Here is a 17,482-nt window from a genome sequence, read left to right as displayed (position 1 = left end):
CATTTTATCTTATAATTCCACTCGCGTCTAATCGAATTCCTCGCCCTTCCATAACTGAACTCATATTAAATTCAGGTCTCACTAAAGTGTGAGATTGCCCGAGATTACGGCGTGTTTCGCGCCGGTTACTGCCGGAAGTGTATTGGTTCTTCCCATAAGTGCCTCATGGCCAAGTAAAGCAAATCCAATGGCTTCCCGAGCATCATCGGGTATACCATAATCTGCCGTTCGCTCCAAACGGATATCCTTCGGTAGTCTCTGACGGATCATCTCCATTAACGTGGCATTGGAAGTGCCACCACCGCACGCGAGCATGGCCGATATTTGCACCTTGGGCAGGATAAAATCCTTCACTGCACGCACGATGGTCTCCGCGGTCAGACAGGTGGCAGTAGCCAGCGTATCTTCAAGGGATAAGGAACGCGTTGCGGCCATCTCCATCAGTCTCACTGCATACGCGGCTCCATATACTTCTCGCCCGGTACTTTTCGGCGGAAGCCTTTTGAAGTACTCATCCTCCAAACACAGGTCTACCAGACCCTGATCGACCTTCCCCTGTGCGGCAATACTTCCATTCGGATCATAATGCTGCCGCCCATCCGTTGCCTGCCGCACAATGGCGTCCATCACCATATTACCCGGTCCTGTATCAAAAGCCGAAATACCTTCGGTAGATGACTCGGAGGGAAGCACCGTGACATTGCCAATGCCGCCGATATTCTGCACCAGCCGTCCTTCCGTCGGGCTGCGGAACATCAGAGCATCCGCATAAGGCGTAAGCGGGGCACCTTCCCCACCAGCCGCCATATCCCTTGCCCGCAGGTTGCCAATCACTGGCAGTCCTGTCCGTTCTCGAACGACAGCACATTCACCGATCTGCAATGTCGATACCACATCAATACTTGCTCCCGTTGGCCCTGGAAATGCAGATGCTACAGGAGCATGCCATACCGTCTGTCCATGCATGCTAATCACATCCACCTGCTGTGTTGAAATACCGGCAGACTGCATCAGTTCCGTAACGCTATGCGCATACCACTCCGATACACCAAAGTGCGCGGCTGTCAGCTCGTCGACACGCGCCGTCCCCGGTGAACATAACCGGATCAGTACGTCTCTCAATCCATTCGAATACGGCACACAGACGAAATCAACCAGCTCTATCTGCTGTAATACCCCGCTCATATCGGTTTGAATACGCACCAGTGCCGCGTCAGTTCCATCAAGTGACGTTCCTGACATTAGTCCGATGACCAGATGCTCCTGCTTCAAACGATACTTCTCCCACATCGGATAGCTGCCTGTATCCATCCACTTCCAACCTCCTGCAAGACCCGATGAACACGTCATCCTGCCATAATTTCACCCAGTATATGATATTAAATTTCACAAGTCAAACATTATATGAAATTTAATTACATCATTAAAAATATAAAGAGAAATATTCATCCCATTTGAGATCACACATCATGTTTTCATCCATCAATTGATAATTAGATATCAGAAGAGAAACATTTTTACATTTTTACCGTTTATAATATGTAGGGATATTTTGGAATTAAGAAAATGATCTAATATTAGTCGAGGTGCATAATGAAGAAAACCATTTTACTACTGTTTTTGAGTCTGTTCTTACTCGTTTTGCTCCCTAATCAGGGAAATGCCGCTGCAAGCACGTCGAAAATCTTTATGGATGGAGAGGAATTAGTCCTCCCAAGTGATGTACAGGTAACAATTATCAATAAAAATGTGATGATCCCGATTCGAGTCGTTGCCGAAAATTTGAAATTCAAAGTCGATTGGAACCAACAAGCACGCACTGTAAAAATTCAGCAAGATCAACAGACGATTTCCCTAACCGTGGACCAAAAGCAAGCCATGGTTGCTGATAAACAAGTCACTTTGAACACAGCACCGCAGATTTTGAATAAAACGCTGGTGGTTCCCATTCGATTTGTCAGTGAACAAATGGGGCTTAAGGTAAGATGGAACAATCCAGACAAGATCGTATACTTAACAAACACCAGTAAGGAACCTGCTATTGAACCAGGAAATAGTCCTGGAAAAGGGGATTCAAGCTCTACCGCTCAGGTTACCGATATCCAATTTGCCAATAATCAGCTCGTTTTATCCACCGATGGGGCCGTTCAGCCGATAGTAACGACCCTCAAGTACCCTGATCGTCTGGTTGTGGACTTGCCCGGAGCCACCTTTGGTGATATCTCCCAGCCGCTGGATCAAGGACTCAATGGCAAGTTGGATGTGAGCGGTTATCCCAATGTGACGGAAGTGAGATATTCACTGTTCAAACGAGAACCGGCACAAGTTCGCATTGTCGTAGAATTGAATAATGTGAAGAATGTCCAGTACAGCCACAATGTGATTGCCGACAAACTGATTATTGATCTGAATGTTGCGGGTGACAATGTCACACCTGCTCCAGTCACTCCAGTAGGCGACTCAGGACGCAAGGTTGTGGTCATCGATCCAGGACACGGTGGCAGTGATCCAGGGACGATCAGCATCACGAACAAACCCGAAAAAGAATACAACCTCGCATTGGCTCACAAAGTACAAGCCCTGTTGCTCAATGAACCCAATATCGAATTGGTGATGACTCGTGAAGGTGATACCTATCCGACCCGCCCTGAGCGTGTTCAACTCGCCAATCAATTAAATGCGGATGTATTTGTATCTATCCATGGCAATAGCGTGAAGTCCGCCCCCCAAGCCACAGGTACGGAGACATATTATTATCAACGCAGTAACAGCAAGGAATTAGCTACTATCATTCATCAACGTTTGGTGAAAGCCATGGGTCTCAGAGATCGTGGTGTGAAAAATGGCAACTTGGAAGTAATCCGAGACACGACCATGCCTGCAGTGCTTTTGGAAGTGGGATTCTTGAGTAATGTGCTCGATGAAGAACTGATGTCGTCCGAAGTTGTTCAGATGAAAGCCGCTCAAGCGATAGCCGATGGAATCAAGGAGTATTTGGGCCTATAAATCATCAAATAAATCAGATAAAGGAAGTGATTCTTTGAATAAGAAGCTAGGTTGTGCACTTATATTATCATGCTTGATCCTTATCGGAGTTGGATGTGCCCAGAAGCCAGTGAGCCAATCCGGTTCGAATGAACCTGCTGTTCAGGGAGGACAGACGCAGTCACCAAACCCATCCGAAACGGAAGTGGATCTGGGCACAATGAATACACAAGTCGTCAATGTATATTTGGCAGATTCTCAGGTACTTGAGCTGGAGAAAACAGAACAGGAAATTGAATACAAGGATGATTCCGAAAAATATGAAAAAACATTTGCAGCGTTGCAAACGAACACCGATTCGGAGCTTGTTTCCCTCTGGGAGCAGGTGGAATTGCTCTCTGTCCAATATGCTGAGGGTACGGTGACTTTGGATGTTCATATCCCCGCTGAAGCGAACCTCGGTACCAGTGGAGAATTGCTCGCATTGGAAGCTATAACAACAACGATGTTTCAATTTGATGAAGTGAAGAGTCTGGATATACTGGTGGATGGTGAAGCCGTTGATAGTTTGATGGGGCATGCCGAACTGGAGCACCCCATTCATCGCGAACCCTAAATGATCAGACAACAATGGAAAAAGAACGTCCCCAGGGACGTTCCAATCTGACGCATCAATTCGATTCATACACAATTCACACATATAGCTCGTCACCAGCAGACAGTGAATGTATCACTGTTCTCGGTGACGGGCTATTTCTGAGCAATCCTTCTTTTAATCTGTCCGTCTCTGCCCGGTCAGCATGCACAAGGACCGTATGCCTTGCTGGAACCTGATGCAGCATCCGTTCAACATCCTTCCAGCCCTGATGTACTTTATAACGTATTTTCCGCACATCACACACGCCATACTTGTCAGGAACCCGTAGCAACTTATCAGCAAATGTACCATGAGCAACATGCCCAGTGAGCAGAATCAGATTCTCCTCCCTGTCCGATAATTGACTATAGTACCAACGGGCAAGCGAGGACTGCATCATGCCGTCCGGAATGAACCATAGCGAAGCAGCATGATGTTCCAACAGTTGTTCCCGCTCTTGGGTAGTAGTAGGCAGATCCCATCCCCGTCCAGTCAGAAAGCCATCAATTTCGTCTTTCAACGAACTTCCAGTGACACGCTCTCCCTTCTCCCTCAACCAATACGGAACATGCATAAGCTGCTTCATACCGTCCACCAGCCCTTGTTCCACTACGATTGGAATAGCCGGGAATTGTTGTTGTGCCCACAGTATGATCTCCTGTCCACGCCCTACGACAGGCATAGGTAAGAGCACCTTTCCACCTTGAGCAATCGTCTGGCGAATGGCTCGTTCAAGCTGTTCCAGTTTGTCGGCCTGTGTATCCTGGTCCGTACCGTAGGCCGCATCAATGATCGCCAGATCCACCACGACGGAAGATATTGGCGCAGCGTCTGCTACGTTTGCTCTGCCTGCTCTGACTGCTCCATCTGCTCCGTTGGATGTGAAATTTCTCTGCTTCATGGGTATCTCCGTGGATACAAGTGTTCTTGACGACGCTTCTGATGCAACAGATGTCTGATCTGGTGACGTTATGAGTTCTCCAGCCTTTTGCCCACTGTTTATAGCAATTAGTTCCTCCGCGCCCCACTGTTCACTGCTCGGAGTATCGAACAACGTATCTTCACGAATCATGTTTTCCCGTAAGAACGCCTCCGCTGGATAATCCTCCTGTAAAAGCATCGATTCGGACGTGTAGTCCCCGGAATAAAAAATCCGCTTACCTTCCATTTCAACCCCAAACCATACCGATCCAGCCAGATGTCCACTCCGGCCCCACATCACTTTTACTCCAGGAATGGGTTCGAACCAGGTTTGGGATACAACCTCATCCTCCAGATACCGATAACGAATAGCCTGCTCATCTGCTTCATCGTAAGGGAGCTTCTCTCCGACACGTTCTGCAAACCTTCGCCAGTTGGCAAAATACGTACGTAGTTGCGCCCTCGTCTCTCTCGTCGTCCACACTTCACCCTGGTAGCCCATCTTGTACAGCAAAGGGATGGCGACCGAATGATCCTCATGGGCGTGGGACAACAGGACCGCATCCAGTTGCGGGACAATCTCCTGGTCAATCATCGGATACTCGCCCGTGCCTTCTTTTTTCACACCACAATCCAGCAAAAGGTGGAACTGGCTCCCGCTCAGGAGATAGGCGGAACGTCCGTGTTCCCCTGCACCGCCCCATACGTTCAGTTTGATCATGATGCATTCCACTTTCTCTTTGAATTCAGCAGTTCGATTCCCAGCAGCATCAGCACCGTCATACCTACAGTCACCACGGCCATCGCCATTCCCAGTGATACCTGACCTTGTTCAAACTGGGCAAAAATATACGTAGCCGACGTCTGCATCGACGGTGGAAGAATCAATAACGATCCAACCAGTTCTCTTGTTGCAATCGTGAAGGTCATCATCCAGCCGGCCAACATGCCGGGTAGGATCAGCGGGATCAGGATACGCCGCAGAATATACAGCGGCTTCCCGCCAAACACTTGCCCAGCTTGGAACAACGTTCCGTCAATCTGGGTAAAGCTCGATTTTACATACTGCACGGTGTAAGGCAAGAAGAGCACAACGTACGTGAGCACAACCATGCCATAGGTGTTATACAACGTGACTGGCATCCAGGGTGAGTTCCAGAACAGAATCAGACCCACCACCATCACGATACCCGGCACCGTATTAGGCAACAGACTGAACAAGTCAATCACACGCTGCATGAATGAAGATGATCTGCCGATCGCCAGCGCAAATCCAGTTCCGATAATAACAGCGACCGTTGAAGCCGCAAGGGATAGACCGAGACTGTTCCCGATGGCCTTCATGCTCACCGATCCCCAAGATAACAGCTCTTTGTAATGATCCAAGGTCAGATTATCAAATGCAATTCCCGATCCCCGTAACTTCATGGTTGAAGCGGCGATGATGGAGAAATATGGGATACCTATCGACAGGATCAACAGGATTGCAAGATACGCCCCGCACAACCATCCTGCTCCGCCACGAAGAGAATATCGCTTCGAACGTTGCCCTTTGCCACCGACCAGACGATACGTGAACTTTCGACTCATGGCAGACTGCATATACCACATCACCAGACAGACGGAGAGCAGCACCGATGCCAGCGAAGTCGCCTTGCCGAAGTCAATCGGCCAACTGGAGATGTACTTATGGATCTCGGAGGTCATGACATAATAGCCAATCTTGCGCCCAAAGGTCGCTGGTGTTCCGAATTCCGCAATCGTTTTGACAAAGACCAGCATGATCCCCATGCCGTAAGATGACAACAATAAGGGTAAAATAATACGTCTGAAACGGTACCCTGCACGTGCACCGTGCACAGCTCCCGCTTCTTCCAGATTGCCACCGATGCGGATCAATGCATCTCGAAGCAGCAGATACAGGAATGGGAACAAGTGCAAGCTCATGATGAGCACCATGCCCCAGAAGCTGAAGAACAGCTCACTCCAGCCCGCAGATGAGGACACCCATTGCTGCAGATATCCCCCTTTTTGCATAAACAGAATCCAGCCCATCGAGCCGATATACGGCGGGGTCATGAACGGAATCATCAGGATTACATCGACCCAGCGATGCTCGCCCATCCGAGTCTTCGCCATCATCCAGGCCAGCGGTAGCGCCAGCAGCGTGGTTACTGCTACAACGCAGATACCAAGCCAGACGGAGTTCAGCAATACACCTGATAGATGATGACCGGTAATCGTGCGAATCGGAGCCATCCAGTCCCATTGTCCATCCGGATACACACTTTGCCAGAAGATCAACAATAGCGGTACGCCAATGCTTATGGTCAGCAGAAAGAGGGCCAGAATCACGCCCACTCTCCGAAAAATTCGGTTGTTGTCCATTCCAACAGGTTTCACTACGTTCACCTCACATGACTTTCCACAGACAGCAGGTATTCCTTTTGCCTGGTTGTCTCTATCCTTGTTCTTCTTATTTAAAAGTCTCGGAAAAACGCGCCGCTGTCTCTTCGCCATGTTCACTCATCCAGTTCCAATCCACTTTAAGTTGTGGAATATCCTTCACATTGGCACGGTTAGTCGCTTCAATGTCTTCGCGGCCCGGAATCAGATAAGCATCTGCAACAAGCTTCTGTGCTTCATCGGACAACAGGTAGTCAATGAACGCTTTGGCATTCTCTACATTTGGGCTGGATTTCAGAATCGCTGCCGGTCTTGGGCTGATTACCGTTCCTTCCTCAGGATATACGATATCCAGTGGTTCGCCTTTTGCCTTGGAGGAATACGCCATGTAATCCACACCTGCTGCTACGATGCTTTTGGCACCCGTAATGACTGGATCAAGTGCTTCCTGATTGGCGCCTGCCATCGCTACACCATTGGCTTTATAGGCACTCAGCAGATCCCATCCTTTTTCACCATTCGCACTCAGGTATCCTGTGATGAAGTCGAGTGCTGAACCTGATAATGTAGGGTCCGGAATGTTCACTGCATCTTTCCACGCAGGCGTAGCCAGCTCTGCCCAACTTGTTGGTGGTGTAGATACCAGTTTGGTGTTATACACAATGCCCAGTGCGGAAGCACTGCTGCTAAAATAGTTGCCCTCTGCATCCGACCAGTCCTTGTTCAGCTTGTCTGCATCGGCTGCTTCAGGGTATGGCATAGTCAGTCCATCCGCTTTCAGAGCCTGTGCGGAAGGTAAAGAGGCCAGGATTACAACGTCTGCAACCGGATTGGATTTCTCAGCTTCCATACGAGCCAAAATTTTGCCTGTCGTTCCCTGGAACATCTCAACTTCGATCCCTGTTTTGTCTGTAAATCCGCTCACGATGTTATCCGCCAACTTCTGTGGGCCAGCACTGTACAAGACTAACTTGCCACCAGCCGGTTTCGTTGTTTCCGCCGCTGCTGCCGTGCTACCTTCACCCGCCGGTTGTGCCACGTTGCCTGTGGTCGAGTTCCCTGTACTACATCCGAACAAACTGATACTCATTACCGCTGATAATAACAGCATTGCGCTCTTTTTTCGTGTGTTCATACCCAACATATTCGTCCATCTCCCCTGGTTTCTTATAAAATGTGTACTTCTGCTTCCAACTGCGTGCTTGTTCAACAATTTAATATGCCACTGCGATCGCTTCGTTCTGCTTCATACTCGGGTGGTCATAACCGTCCATTCGGCATATCCGCTCAGGGGTTACATAGAGCTGCACCCGCTCCCCTACACGCACTCTTTGATTCATATAGGCTGTCCATACACCCAGCCCTTCCATCTGCACTCGCACTTCGTAACGCTCACCTACATAGCTGACGCTGAGTACCGTCCCCGGATAACACAGATCATCATGACCTGTTTTGTTCCAGGTGACATGCTCCGGACGAACCATGGATTGATTAGGCGTGAGCCAGTTGGACTTTCCGATAAACGAAGCAACATACGGATCACTTGGCGCCGAGTAGATCGTTTCCGGGCTTCCCTTTTGCAATATTCGCCCCTTCTGCATCACCACAATCTCATCTGACATCGACATCGCTTCAATCTGATCATGTGTGACGTACAGCGCAGTCAATCCCATGTCCCGAACCAGTGACATCATCTCAATCCGCATCTCTTCCCGGAGTACAGCATCCAGTGCACTCAGTGGCTCATCGAACAGGATCACACCAGGTCTAACCGCTACGGCTCTGGCAAAAGCAACCCGTTGCTGCTGTCCACCAGACAGCTGATGAGGATATCGATCTTCCATCCCTTGCAGGCGAACCATGCCAAGGGCTTCGTTCACCTTTTGCCGCAGATCAGATTTCTGTTTTCCGGCCTTCAGGCCAAACGCTACATTTTCGTATACGGTCATATGCGGCCATAATGCAAAATCCTGAAACACCATGCCCAGATTACGCTTGTGTGTTGGTATATCAATCCGCTTCGCCGCAGAGTAGATACACTGACCATCTGCACGAATCTCCCCCGCGTCCGGCTGTTCCAGCCCGGCCAACATGCGAAGCAGTGTTGTTTTGCCACAGCCCGATGGGCCGAGCAGGGTCGTGAACTTTCCATGCTCCAGCGTTAGATCTGTCGGCAGCAGTGCGGGTGTTTGATTAAATGATTTTTGAATTCCCGTTATCTCTAATTTCATAAGCATCCCTGCCTGTCTTCTGTTACTTGATCTCTTGCACTGTTCTCAGTCTAACGTCCGCTTTCGCGAGTTGTATGTCTTGTATGTAAAATTGGAATTAACTTTTTAGATGAATTCTGTTGATGTTCATAGATTAAATCTATAGTAGGTGAACTAAATTAATTTTCATGTTGTCGCTCCGATTACAGCACCATCTTCCGATCGCTGTTATCCCCAGATTTCTTATATTCCCTTTATGAAGGGAGAAATCCGGGGATAAAGGCGAACGCTTCGCTTCTTCAGATTGGTTCTGTACTCTCCGTCTTTATGAAAAACATTAGATCATCTTATATATTGGGGCTAGTAGAAGTGAGAGGAGTGGGGGGACATTGAATCTGATCAAATTGCAAATTGTTGAGCTGATCGATAAGCATCATCACATGACAAGCGTGGCCGAGTTACTGGGGATCAAACAACCCACCGTTACATTTCATATGAAGTCATTGGAGGAAGAGATGGGCGTGCGATTATTCGAATCGCGTAGTGGAAAGACCTTTTTAACCGAAGCCGGACAGGCTTTGCTCCACTATTCTGTCAAAATCAATGCTCTGACCCAAGAGGCAAGACGGGTCGTAAAGGAATATGACAGTCTCTATCGGGGCACCCTGCACATTGGAGCAAGCTATGTACCGGCTACATATTTGCTGCCTACCATACTCAACACCTTTTCTCAGGAATTCCCGGGCATTCGTATTGTCTTATCCGTCAAACCATCACCTGTTATTCGCGAGATGCTGATTCGGCATCAGATTGATCTGGGGGTGATCTCTTCCGAGCCATTTGTTGGCCCTGCCCTGCAAGCAGAGACGCTGTGTGAAGACGACCTGGTATTAATCTGTTCCCCGCAACATGGGTTGGCCCAGAAGGATGCATTAACACCTGATCATATCGCGCAGATTCCTTTTGCCTTACATGGCAATGAATCCAGTACACGGCGGCTAACCAATCAATGGCTTGCGCAACATGATATTCGTTTGCGGAGTACCGTGGAGATGGATTCCCTGGAAGCGATCAAACAGCTCGTGTTAATCGGGGGGCATGTCTCATTCATGTCTCGGATGGCGGTACAGTGGGAGGAACAGCACGGGCTCATTCAAGTTCTTCCAATTCCGGGAGAGCAGGCACCGCGCCATATCTATACGGTACATAACAAGGATCGCCACCCTTCCGTTCAGGTAAACCGCTTCAAAGAAGTGCTGCGAGAGGTGAGTCACGGCTTCCCCATTTTCCATGGCTGATTGCCCTGATCCGCTATAAACTATCGTTTGCCATTCATCAAATCTATGCAGGGTTAACGCAATGTGCGCTTCCCTTTAATCGCTTTCATATATTCGGGCGATAAAGTGGGATCTGTACGTTAATCCAGATTAGGAGAGTGATTGGTTTTGAAAAAGTGGAAAAAGGTAACCGCCTCATTGATGCTGAGCATCGTAACATTGGGAAGTGGAATGACATTTCTGGGGGCACCCCAGGCTTCAGCTGCTGCCAATGCCGTTCCTGCATATGAAGTAAAGTTTCTGGCCAAGCCGGAACTTGTATTGAATACAGATGGGACACCACGCAGTGAAGTGATTCAGACACTCGGCCTGAGTTCCACGCCAAGAAACATTAACGTGGAGTACTTCGACACCAATGCTCTCGGATTGGATCAACAAGGATGGAACGTACGTTTTCGCAAAAAGGATGACAAGAATAACTACGAATTGACTTATAAAAAACGCTACCCTGTGATCAATGGCGATATCAACGCAGCGCTGACTCTGGCTAACCAAGAGGGATTTGATCAATCGGATGATAACTACGAGGCTGAAATTGATTGGGGATATGGCAAACAGACGCTGAGCTTCTCCAACACCAAAAAAGTCGATACCAAAGCGACAGGAGTCCAACTTCCTTCGCAGCAAGAAGCCTTGAACATGTTACTGGACAAGCTTCCGGGCAAATTGAAAAACTGGACTTCCTCCAACTGGGGCAAGCAGCAACTGACTCAATCCCGTGCATATGGACCAATCACATTCCAACGTTATGAAGGTACGTGGAATGGTCAAGAGCTTACGCTCGAAGTATGGCCGATCCGTGACGCAGCAGGTACAGGTATTGAGAATATCGTAGAGGTTTCTTTCAAAACCGATGATGCTGTAGCCGTATCCGGACTGCGTACCCAACTGCTGCAATTGCTGGAGAACAACAACTGGCTGATTCCTGCCGATGGCTTGAAAACACAAACCATTCTGGAAAGATACTAATCGCAAGCTTTAATTAAAAAGACAAGTTCCTCTTCCTGCGGACATCATAGGAGAGGAGCTTGTCTTTTTTGTGTAGTGAACTAAATTAGATCAGTTATTTAAGTAATTCTAAGATTAACATCGGTTGCAATTTTACTGGTTATTCGCTCAACAGTTTGGATGATGGGAAACATGTATTATTTTCCAAATCTACAACCTATCAATTCAATTTATAGTGGAGAATTACGCGGTTAAATGATCAGAATTCGCTATTTCATTTTCATATTATCATATGACTTCTTATTTGTATGACAATATGCGATAATTGATAATTATTCTCAAATACATCATATGTAATGTTACTATCGTAAGTTAAGGAGGGATTCTGGTGACTTTGCAAGTCTTTCCACTGATATCTAACGGTGACCATACCCGTGACCTATATGCAAGATTCAAGACATCCGAAGTTCTCGATCAAGCGTCTTTTCTTGCCCCATTCGTATTAGCGGACTCACATCTTCTGCTCATCTGTACTGGTGGTGAAGCCGATATTCGTATTGGGCACAGACTGAATCATGCCACACTCGGCAAGATGTATCTGATCCTGCCAGGAACAGCGATAGAATATACAACGGATGAGGTTCATCCTTTACAGGGCATCGCGATATATTTTGATATGTTGAAGCCTCTCTCCGATATCAATAAAGCTACTTCCGGCTCTACTGTAAGGGAGATTTACCAAAAAGGGTTACTTCGTTCATCTTACGCTGATGAATTACCGCATGAACTTTTTCAGGAATGTACCAGAATTGCCTCCCAGCTCTATGAATGCATCTCTGTACCTCAAGAAAATCGTCCATTTCGTATTCAGACTTTGATGCATGAATTGTTGACCCATGTGTATGCTCCTCCCAAAGAAAGTGCAATAGGAGATTCCGAACACACCTCTGCTTTGGATCAAACGCTTGAACTTATTGAGCTTGGATATGCTGAGCATCTTTCTCGTGAAGTTCTTGCCGGAGTGGCAGGCATGAGTGTATGGCACTATTCGCGGGTATTCAAAAACCGCACTGGCATCAGTCCCATGGAATACGTGAATAACATCCGCATGGACCGGGCCAAAGAGATGCTGCTCGTCCCCGGCCAAACCATCAAACATATCGCCTCACAGGTTGGTTTTCAGGACGAGTTTTACTTTAGTCGCAAATTCAAAAAATATGTTGGCGTGTCTCCCTCTACCTATCAACGGCAGAAACGCAGTAAAATTGCTACTCTCTCCTTCGGAACCACTGGCCATCTGCTGGCATTGCAGATCATCCCCCATGCGGCATTGATCGATAACCGACGGGATCAACACAGGAATCTTTTTTTCTCCAATATCCCTTATCATCTGGGGCGTAGCAAACGAATGAATCCTCATATCTGGCAAACCAACGTTGAGTTGTTGATGCAAGCGAGCCCGGACCTCATACTCTGTAATGAGTACGAAGCCCATACGTTAAAAAGAACACTGCAGCGAATTGCGCCTACCATCGTTATTCCATGGAAAGGATTGAGCTGGCGGGAACACTTCGTACAAGTTGCCTCCATTGTGGGACAGCAACAAGATGCTCAGCAATGGTTGGAGCAGTACGATGACAAGGTAATCCAAGCCAAAGAGCAGCTTACTCATTTAATCGGTAAGGATACGGTCTCCATTATTCATATCATGATGGGTCATCTGTTAATCTACGGGCGACGCAATGGGGGCGCTGTTCTATATAACGACCTGGGCGTGTCCCCTTCACACGATCTGCTTCCGGGGCAAGTCTATCGTGCATTGGATGAACAGGAGTTGCCTCAAATGGTTGGAGATCGCATGTTACTGATTGTGGACCAGGACTCAGAATCCCAGCAACGTTGGCATAAACTACAACATACTCAGCTATGGCAAGATTTGATGCCTGTGCAGAACCAACATGTATATCTGCTTGATGAAATGCCTTGGTTGGATTATTCACCATATGCCCATGATCAGATCATCGATGAAACCCTGAAACTTTTTGGTGGGACTCAGCACATTAATCCATGACCGGATAGCACAGAAGGCTATGTCTCCCTCAACATGAGACCGCTACAATATAAAGTATACTGAGAATCAATATCATTAGAAACACAGGGGGATTATGATGTACAAACAGCATTATGTCAAAATAACGGGGATCATGTTCATACTCGCCATGTTACTTGTTGCGTGTGGGCAGACACCTGCAAGCACTTCGCAGCCATCTGCAGATGGCGTAAAATCAGCTGCGGGGACAGATGGCGACTCATCCACTGAATCAGCTACTAAGACCGTGGAGAGCGCCAGTGGCAGCAAAGAAATCCCGGCACATCCCGAACGGATTGTGTCCATTAATATGGAGGACATTCTCCTCTCCTTGGAGGTACCACTGGTACTTGCTACACCTATTGGTCGGCAAGATTACCTGAATGAGCAACTTGAAGCTCAAGGCGTGGATGTCGAACCCATCAATGAAAGTGTCAATTTTGAAGCTGTAGTCAGCGCCAACCCGGACCTCATTATTGCCAATGCCAGTTTGGATGCCAAAATTCTCGAACAACTCGAGAAGATCGCGCCTACGATCACTTATGATCGCCGTAATTGGCAGGAATCTATCGTACAGGTAGCTACTGCGCTAGATATTGAAGAGCGGGCTGAACAGCTTTTACAAAAAAATAAAGACCAAGTAACTGAAGCTCAGAAGCTCGCAGCCGATATCACCAAGACCAAACCTACAGCTGCATTCCTGCGCCTGGAAGAGAAGGATATGCGTTTGTTCTTCTCTTCCATTCCATCCACGCCATTTCCAGCTTCCAGTTATGTAGGAGCGGGTTATGAGGTTGGATTCACTCCCGATGCTCTCGTTACCAAACTCGAGGCAGAGAATCCGGATCGGATGAATGCCAGTATCTCGGTTGAGCTTTTGCCTGAAATCAAAGCAGACTATCTGTTTATCGTGTCCATTAGCTCAGATGGGTCAGCTGAAGCGTTGCAAAAAACAAAAGATGAACTCAACGAAATCCAGCAACTCCAAGTATGGAAAAGCCTACCCGCTGTCCAAAATGGTCATGTCTATGTCCTCAATGCTAAGAAATGGCTCATTGACGGCCCCATTGCCGAATCGCTCAAACGTAATGAAATGCTCGAAGTTCTTGGACTACCTGCTCCATAATAGTCAATATACCTCTGTTTCATCCACAACAAACAAAAGGAGATTCACCGGATTTTCGGTGGATCTCCTTTTTATTTAATATTTCAAATGGCCTCATTCAGTTCTGTTTCATGAAAAATCATTCTACATGCTTAACAACTAAATGTATTTCATGTACACCTTTCTCATCCTGCAATTAATTAGGGATAGGTAATCATCAAAATCATATATAACTTTCCGGCTTTTAATATATTTTGAAATTTTGGGCTGTTTCAATCCCAAGTGCACTCTGGATAAACGTATTAGCCACTTTCTCTACAGGTACAGGATTAAATCCAATAAAGAAATCCTTATATTTTTCCGCAGACTCTACAAACAGATTAGGACTAACCGAATTCAAACGAATGCCTCTTGGTAACTCAAACGCTGCCGCTTTGGCAAACGAATCAATAGCCCCATTGACCATAGCACTTGATGCACCTTGCTCAATAGGGTGGTCTTGTATAATGCCACTGACCAGCGTGAAACTCCCCTTATCGTTAATATAGTGCTGACCAATCAACACAATATTGACCTGTCCAAGCAGTTTACCCTGCACACTAATCATATTGTTCTCAGGAGTCAGTTCTTCCAGTTTCGAATAATGGGTCTGGCCTGCCGCCACAATGACGTAATCAATATTACCCACCGTTTCATAGAGGGTAGTAATACTCTCTGTCGACGTCATATCCACCTGAACATCCCCGGATTGTCTACCTGCTGTAATAACCTCAACGGAATAATCTTTCAGTTTCGCAACAACGGCTTTACCTAATGTTCCGTTTCCACCAATGACCAGAGCTCTTTTCATTACTGTTTGTCCTCCTTTATAAACAAATACGGTTAATCAGATACGAATTGTTCTATTTATTTAAACAAAGATTCCATCCTTAATCAAATGACAATTGACCCTATTTTAAATAAATTACACTTATTCTTTTTAACACAAAAAAAGCCTTTGCTATAAGCAAAGGCTCTTCTATATGTTACTAGGAAGCGGGTGATGGGAATCGAACCCACGCTATTAGCTTGGAAGGCTAAAGTTCTACCATTGAACTACACCCGCAAATAAAAAAAATCGGGATGACACGATTTGAACATGCGACCCCCTGGTCCCAAACCAGGTGCTCTACCAAGCTGAGCTACATCCCGATACTTATGAGAATAATGGCGCGCCCTGAGAGATTCGAACTCCCGGCCTTTTGATTCGTAGTCAAACGCTCTATCCAGCTGAGCTAAGGGCGCAAATATTGGAGCGGAAGACGGGAATCGAACCCGCGACCCTCGCCTTGGCAAGGCGATGCTCTACCGCTGAGCCACTTCCGCAAAACATATGGTGCGGTCGAGAGGACTCGAACCTCCACGGGGGTTAGCCCACACGGACCTGAACCGTGCGCGTCTGCCAATTCCGCCACGACCGCAAAATATAATGGTGAGTCATGAAGGGCTCGAACCTTCGACACCCTGATTAAAAGTCAGGTGCTCTACCAACTGAGCTAATGACTCGTAATGAAATGGCTGGGGATATAGGATTTGAACCTATGCATGACGGAGTCAAAGTCCGTTGCCTTACCGCTTGGCTAATCCCCATTAAAAAATCATGGGGCGATCGAGGGGAATTGAACCCCCGAATGCCGGATCCACAAACCGGTGCGTTAACCACTTCGCCACGACCGCCATAGAGTAAGCCATTCATCCACTAAGAGAATCTTAGTATTAACAATTTCACTTGTAATATACATTCTATCACAAATTCAGATGTAAATACTAAAAATGGTGCCGGCGAGAGGACTTGAACCCCCAACCTACTGATTACAAGTCAGTTGCTCTACCAGTTGAGCTACACCGGCACGGTGTATATTTAATTAAAAAATGGCGGAACCGACGGGATTCGAACCCGCGATCTCCTGCGTGACAGGCAGGCATGTTAGGCCAACTACACCACGGTTCCAGATCACTTTCTCAAGGAAAGTATAATTGCGGGGGCAGGATTTGAACCTGCGGCCTTCGGGTTATGAGCCCGACGAGCTACCGGGCTGCTCCACCCCGCGTCGTTATAAAGTTTATATGGTGGAGGCTGAGGGGATCGAACCCCCGACCCTCTGCTTGTAAGGCAGATGCTCTCCCAGCTGAGCTAAGCCTCCATATTATGACCCGTAGGGGATTCGAACCCCTGTTACCTCCGTGAAAGGGAGGTGTCTTAACCCCTTGACCAACGGGCCTTGCTAAAAAATATCTGGCGGAGAGAGAGGGATTCGAACCCTCGAGACGCTTGTGACGCCTACACGATTTCCAATCGTGCTCCTTCGGCCAGCTCGGACACCTCTCCATATGGCTCCCCGAACAGGGCTCGAACCTGTGACAACTCGATTAACAGTCGAGTGCTCTACCAACTGAGCTATCAGGGAATGGTGGAGCCAAGCGGGATCGAACCGCTGACCTCCTGCTTGCAAGGCAGGCGCTCTCCCAGCTGAGCTATGGCCCCATACACTGGTGTATTTCTTGTTGTGGTCTTGCTATGGGCCCTGGTGGACTCGAACCACCGGCCTCACCCTTATCAGAGGTGCGCTCTAACCAACTGAGCTAAGGGCCCTTATCCCTTTTCCAAAAAAAATACCCCAAAGGGAAATCGCTTGGCGGCGTCCTACTCTCCCAGGACCCTGCGGTCCAAGTACCATCGGCGCTAGAGGGCTTAACGGTCGTGTTCGGGATGGGTACGTGTGGAACCCCTCCGCCATCGCCACCAAACGCGTAGCTTACATTTCAGAGTTGTTGTTCTCTGAAAACTAGATTCGAAACGAAACA

12 protein-coding genes, 17 tRNA genes and 1 rRNA gene are annotated in these 17,482 nt (G+C 47.7%); 6 read left to right on the top strand and 24 right to left on the bottom strand.

Features of this window, described 5'->3' with window-relative positions:
* Nucleotides 1–81: 81 nt before the first annotated feature.
* Nucleotides 82–1,311: an anhydro-N-acetylmuramic acid kinase gene (locus PAEAM_RS12830; protein WP_100527787.1), complete on the bottom strand. Its 1,230-nt coding sequence runs from the start codon at nt 1,309–1,311 to the stop codon at nt 82–84.
* Nucleotides 1,312–1,593: 282 nt separating this feature from the next.
* Between PAEAM_RS12830 and PAEAM_RS12825 the strand changes: the two genes are divergently transcribed.
* Nucleotides 1,594–3,006, top strand: coding sequence for an N-acetylmuramoyl-L-alanine amidase family protein (locus tag PAEAM_RS12825; RefSeq protein WP_100527786.1), 1,413 nt, complete (start codon nt 1,594–1,596; stop codon nt 3,004–3,006).
* 34 nt (nt 3,007–3,040) lie between these two features.
* Nucleotides 3,041–3,601, top strand: coding sequence for a GerMN domain-containing protein (locus PAEAM_RS12820; RefSeq protein ID WP_165789907.1), 561 nt, complete (start codon nt 3,041–3,043; stop codon nt 3,599–3,601).
* A 76-nt stretch (nt 3,602–3,677) separates the two neighbouring features.
* On the opposite strand, the gene PAEAM_RS32285 is transcribed toward PAEAM_RS12820, so the two are convergent.
* The 4 genes from PAEAM_RS32285 to PAEAM_RS12795 all read right to left on the bottom strand — a co-directional run bounded on the left by PAEAM_RS32285 (nt 3,678) and on the right by PAEAM_RS12795 (nt 9,180).
* On the bottom strand, nt 3,678–5,264 hold the full coding sequence (locus PAEAM_RS32285; protein WP_243391339.1) for an MBL fold metallo-hydrolase: 1,587 nt from the start codon (nt 5,262–5,264) through the stop codon (nt 3,678–3,680).
* The gene (locus PAEAM_RS12805; protein ID WP_100527833.1) at nt 5,261–6,931 is read right to left on the bottom strand and encodes an ABC transporter permease; all 1,671 of its coding nucleotides are present in this window, start codon (nt 6,929–6,931) and stop codon (nt 5,261–5,263) included. The genes PAEAM_RS32285 and PAEAM_RS12805 overlap by 4 nt, the downstream gene beginning before the upstream one ends.
* A gap of 88 nt (nt 6,932–7,019) precedes the next feature.
* Nucleotides 7,020–8,093, bottom strand: a complete 1,074-nt coding sequence (locus PAEAM_RS12800) for an ABC transporter substrate-binding protein (RefSeq protein WP_100527784.1) — start codon at nt 8,091–8,093, stop codon at nt 7,020–7,022.
* 70 nt (nt 8,094–8,163) lie between these two features.
* Nucleotides 8,164–9,180, bottom strand: coding sequence for an ABC transporter ATP-binding protein (locus PAEAM_RS12795; RefSeq protein WP_076329907.1), 1,017 nt, complete (start codon nt 9,178–9,180; stop codon nt 8,164–8,166).
* A gap of 368 nt (nt 9,181–9,548) precedes the next feature.
* Here PAEAM_RS12795 and PAEAM_RS12790 point away from each other — a divergent pair, with 368 nt between their 5' ends.
* The 4 genes from PAEAM_RS12790 (at nt 9,549) to PAEAM_RS12775 (ending at nt 14,659) form a co-directional block, all read left to right on the top strand.
* Nucleotides 9,549–10,457 carry a LysR family transcriptional regulator gene (locus tag PAEAM_RS12790; RefSeq protein ID WP_076253950.1) on the top strand — a complete coding sequence of 303 codons (909 nt, stop codon included), beginning with the start codon at nt 9,549–9,551 and terminating at the stop codon, nt 10,455–10,457.
* Nucleotides 10,458–10,604: 147 nt separating this feature from the next.
* The gene (locus PAEAM_RS12785) at nt 10,605–11,465 is read left to right on the top strand and encodes a hypothetical protein (protein WP_100527783.1); all 861 of its coding nucleotides are present in this window, start codon (nt 10,605–10,607) and stop codon (nt 11,463–11,465) included.
* 367 nt (nt 11,466–11,832) lie between these two features.
* Nucleotides 11,833–13,515 (top strand): helix-turn-helix domain-containing protein, encoded by a 1,683-nt coding sequence (locus PAEAM_RS12780; protein WP_100527782.1) that lies wholly within the window; start codon nt 11,833–11,835, stop codon nt 13,513–13,515.
* 94 nt (nt 13,516–13,609) lie between these two features.
* On the top strand, nt 13,610–14,659 hold the full coding sequence (locus PAEAM_RS12775) for an ABC transporter substrate-binding protein (protein WP_100527781.1): 1,050 nt from the start codon (nt 13,610–13,612) through the stop codon (nt 14,657–14,659).
* A 223-nt stretch (nt 14,660–14,882) separates the two neighbouring features.
* Here the strand turns inward: PAEAM_RS12775 and PAEAM_RS12770 are convergent, their stop codons facing one another.
* From PAEAM_RS12770 to rrf, 19 genes are all read right to left on the bottom strand, one after another.
* On the bottom strand, nt 14,883–15,488 hold the full coding sequence (locus PAEAM_RS12770) for a short chain dehydrogenase (protein WP_100527780.1): 606 nt from the start codon (nt 15,486–15,488) through the stop codon (nt 14,883–14,885).
* Between the two features lie 184 nt (nt 15,489–15,672).
* Nucleotides 15,673–15,743, bottom strand: a tRNA-Gly gene (locus PAEAM_RS12765).
* A 12-nt stretch (nt 15,744–15,755) separates the two neighbouring features.
* Nucleotides 15,756–15,829: transfer RNA gene (locus tag PAEAM_RS12760), tRNA-Pro, on the bottom strand.
* Between the two features lie 16 nt (nt 15,830–15,845).
* Nucleotides 15,846–15,922, bottom strand: a tRNA-Arg gene (locus PAEAM_RS12755).
* Nucleotides 15,923–15,928: 6 nt separating this feature from the next.
* Nucleotides 15,929–16,003 (bottom strand) — tRNA-Gly (locus PAEAM_RS12750).
* A gap of 8 nt (nt 16,004–16,011) precedes the next feature.
* A tRNA-Leu gene (locus PAEAM_RS12745) sits at nt 16,012–16,098 on the bottom strand.
* A gap of 9 nt (nt 16,099–16,107) precedes the next feature.
* Nucleotides 16,108–16,183 (bottom strand) — tRNA-Lys (locus tag PAEAM_RS12740).
* Between the two features lie 9 nt (nt 16,184–16,192).
* Nucleotides 16,193–16,267: transfer RNA gene (locus PAEAM_RS12735), tRNA-Gln, on the bottom strand.
* Nucleotides 16,268–16,278: 11 nt separating this feature from the next.
* Nucleotides 16,279–16,354, bottom strand: a tRNA-His gene (locus PAEAM_RS12730).
* Between the two features lie 97 nt (nt 16,355–16,451).
* A tRNA-Thr gene (locus PAEAM_RS12725) sits at nt 16,452–16,527 on the bottom strand.
* A gap of 23 nt (nt 16,528–16,550) precedes the next feature.
* Nucleotides 16,551–16,628: transfer RNA gene (locus tag PAEAM_RS12720), tRNA-Asp, on the bottom strand.
* Between the two features lie 26 nt (nt 16,629–16,654).
* Nucleotides 16,655–16,728, bottom strand: a tRNA-Met gene (locus tag PAEAM_RS12715).
* A 17-nt stretch (nt 16,729–16,745) separates the two neighbouring features.
* Nucleotides 16,746–16,821, bottom strand: a tRNA-Val gene (locus tag PAEAM_RS12710).
* A 6-nt stretch (nt 16,822–16,827) separates the two neighbouring features.
* Nucleotides 16,828–16,899 (bottom strand) — tRNA-Glu (locus tag PAEAM_RS12705).
* A 15-nt stretch (nt 16,900–16,914) separates the two neighbouring features.
* Nucleotides 16,915–17,006 (bottom strand) — tRNA-Ser (locus tag PAEAM_RS12700).
* A 3-nt stretch (nt 17,007–17,009) separates the two neighbouring features.
* Nucleotides 17,010–17,085: transfer RNA gene (locus tag PAEAM_RS12695), tRNA-Asn, on the bottom strand.
* 1 nt (nt 17,086) lies between these two features.
* Nucleotides 17,087–17,162 (bottom strand) — tRNA-Ala (locus PAEAM_RS12690).
* A gap of 34 nt (nt 17,163–17,196) precedes the next feature.
* Nucleotides 17,197–17,270: transfer RNA gene (locus PAEAM_RS12685), tRNA-Ile, on the bottom strand.
* A gap of 38 nt (nt 17,271–17,308) precedes the next feature.
* A 5S ribosomal RNA gene (gene rrf / locus PAEAM_RS12680) occupies nt 17,309–17,425 on the bottom strand.
* Between the last annotated feature and the right edge of the window lie 57 nt (nt 17,426–17,482).

Source organism: Paenibacillus sp. GM1FR, assembly GCF_002803315.1.
GTDB lineage: Bacteria > Bacillota > Bacilli > Paenibacillales > Paenibacillaceae > Paenibacillus > Paenibacillus amylolyticus.
Note: the sequence above shows the minus strand (reverse complement) of the source record. Positions and strands in the feature narration are given on the sequence as shown.